This window comes from Streptomyces sp. SID13726 (assembly GCF_010548375.1).
In the GTDB taxonomy this organism is placed as follows: domain Bacteria; phylum Actinomycetota; class Actinomycetes; order Streptomycetales; family Streptomycetaceae; genus Streptomyces.
Window position 1 is genome coordinate 1 of sequence record NZ_JAAGLY010000819.1, and the last position, 392, is coordinate 392.

1 protein-coding gene is annotated in these 392 nt (G+C 74.5%); it reads right to left on the minus strand.

Translation table 11 applies throughout. The features are described from left to right. On the minus strand, nucleotides 1-364 hold a 364-nt coding region (locus G3I78_RS50475), incomplete at its 3' end, for a nucleoside deaminase (RefSeq protein WP_203616625.1). Between the last annotated feature and the right edge of the window lie 28 nt (nucleotides 365-392).

A 392-nucleotide genomic window follows, 5' to 3' on the forward strand; every position in this document is an offset into this window, starting at 1 on the left:
GCCACTCGTCGAGCCAGCCGACGAGCTGCGTCGTGCTCGACGCGTAGACGATCGGGCCGAGCCCGACCCACGCGTGCGCCGCGCTGCACATCGCGCAGTGCTCGCCGGACGTGTAGACGGTCGCGGCGCGCCGCTCCTCGGGGGTCAGGTGCTCTGCGGCCCAGCGGGCGATCTCGAACTCCGGGTGCCGGGTCGCGTCGCCGTCCTTGACACGGTTGCGGTCCTCGAACCGCACGGCCCCGTCGCGGTCGACGAGCAGCGAGCCGAACGGCTCGTCGCCGTCGTCGAGCGCCTCGCGCGCGAGCTCGACGCAGCGGCGCAGGTGCACGAGGTCGTCCGGGGTGGGGAGGGTCTCGGGAGTCATGGCGCCCATCCTCGCCCGGTCAGCGCGC